The organism is uncultured Phenylobacterium sp. (assembly GCF_902826855.1).
In the GTDB taxonomy this organism is placed as follows: Bacteria; Pseudomonadota; Alphaproteobacteria; order Caulobacterales; family Caulobacteraceae; genus Phenylobacterium.
Genome location: NZ_CADEGK010000382.1, coordinates 1 through 1,647, shown reverse-complemented (window position 1 = coordinate 1,647; position 1,647 = coordinate 1). Strand labels below are relative to the sequence as shown.

Annotated in this window: 2 protein-coding genes and 1 pseudogene; all 3 read right to left on the bottom strand. The window is 72.1% G+C overall.

Annotated features, from left to right (window positions below; all coding sequences use genetic code 11):
• Nucleotides 1–54 precede the first annotated feature (54 nt).
• Complete coding sequence (locus QZV94_RS25005; RefSeq protein WP_293683202.1) at nucleotides 55–1,047, bottom strand: zinc-dependent alcohol dehydrogenase family protein; 993 nt, start codon at nucleotides 1,045–1,047, stop codon at nucleotides 55–57.
• A 27-nt stretch (nucleotides 1,048–1,074) separates the two neighbouring features.
• Nucleotides 1,075–1,308, bottom strand: coding sequence for a hypothetical protein (locus QZV94_RS25000; protein WP_293683200.1), 234 nt, complete (start codon nucleotides 1,306–1,308; stop codon nucleotides 1,075–1,077).
• Between the two features lie 157 nt (nucleotides 1,309–1,465).
• Nucleotides 1,466–1,647 (bottom strand): annotated as a pseudogene (locus QZV94_RS24995) (hypothetical protein); the annotation flags it as partial.

Here is a 1,647-nt window from a genome sequence, read left to right as displayed (position 1 = left end):
GTAGACCTCTAGGGACCGAGAGCGTCGGCGTGAACCGACCGACGCTTCCCTGCGTCAGGGAACGAGGACGGCGGCGCCGACGAAGGCGCCGCGGCGCAGATCGTCGAGGGCCGCATTGGCCGCGCTCAGGGGGTAGCTCCTCACTTGAGCCCGTACCCCGGCCGCCGCTGCGAGCGGCAGGTAGTCCCGTGCATCCTGCCGAGTGAGATTGGCGACCGACACCAGCCGCCGCTCTCCCCAGAGCAGCGCGTAGGGAAAGCTCGGGATGTCGCTCATGTGGATGCCGCCGCAGACGACGATTCCACCCTTCCGGACTGCCGCCAGGGCGAGGGGCGCGAGGCCCCCCACCGGCGCAAAGATGATCGCCGCGTCGAGCTCTTCAGGCGGACGCGCGTCGGAGCCTCCGGCCCACACGCAGCCGAGGTCGCGCGCCAGGGCCTGCGCGGCCCCGTCGCCGTTACGCGTGAAGGCGTGGACCGCCTGGCCTTGGTGGATGGCGAGCTGCGCCAGGAGGTGTGCGGCGGCGCCGAAACCGTAGAGGCCGAGACGCTCGACCTTCCGCCCCTCGCAGGCCATCCGCCACGCCCGGAAACCGATCAGCCCCGCGCAAAGCAGCGGCGCCGCCTCCAGGTCGGAGATGCCCGCCGGCAGCGGGAAGGTGAACTCCGCCCGCGCGATCACCGTGTCCGCATAACCCCCATCCCGGGTCCAGCCGGTGAACTCAGGGTCGTCACACAGGTTCTCCTGGCCCTCGCGGCAGTAGCGGCACACGCCGCAGCTCCCGCCCAGCCAAGGCGCCCCGCGCCGCTCCCCGATCGCCACGCCGGTCACCCCGGCGCCGATCGCATCGACCACGCCGACGATCTCGTGCCCCGGAACCACGGACGCCCGCCGCGGCGGCAGCTCGCCGTCGACCACGTGCAGGTCGGTGCGGCAGACGCCACAGGCCCGCACGCGGAGCCGAAGCTCTCCGTGCGCCGGTTCGGGATCGGGGCAGACCTCCGCGAGCAGGGTGGTGCGAGGCGCCTTCAGGACCATGCGCAGCATTGGAGCGTCCTCCAGCGGCGGAACGGGTCAGCGCATCCTGCGGCCGGACCGCCACAGCATCCAGCCCCCCAGGAGCACAAGCGATTGAGCGGCCGCCGAAAGCACGAGGCTGAGGGTGAGGCCCAGCCGCAGCGCCCAGGCCTGGCACGCCTCATCCCCTCCGTAGGCGACGACGACCAGGGCAGTCATGGCGCCAAGGCCCGCTACGAGGACCACCAGGCCGACACTGGCCTGGACGGCGTTGGGCGTGCGCTGCGCCATGGCTAGACCAGGCGCTCGCGCGCCGCATCACCGGATTTCACCTGCGTGGTCATGGCGCACCTCGATCTAGCCAGAGCGCAGAGTGGCGTGCGGCCGCCGAGGCGCCTTGATCAGGGTCAACCGAGCGCGTCGTGCAAGGCTGGGCCCAGGTCGTAAGTCAGCCGAGATCGGCGGCTTCGGTCTCCGGGCCCACCGCGGCGACGATGTCGGCATGCTCGGCGTCGCGGACGGTCCGCGCCACGTTCAGGCGCACGAACAGGCGGGCGTCGCGGTGGGACTTCAGCGCCTCGGACACGACAGGCGCGGCTCGCGACAGGCTGCTGGCCGCCCCGCAGAACA

What these genes read in the sequence shown, in the direction of transcription:
- QZV94_RS25000 (WP_293683200.1), bottom strand. Translation starts at nt 1,308, where the DNA reads ATGGCGCAGCGCACGCCCAACGCCGTCCAGGCCAGTGTCGGCCTGGTG.
- QZV94_RS25005 (WP_293683202.1), bottom strand. Translation starts at nt 1,047, where the DNA reads ATGCTGCGCATGGTCCTGAAGGCGCCTCGCACCACCCTGCTCGCGGAG.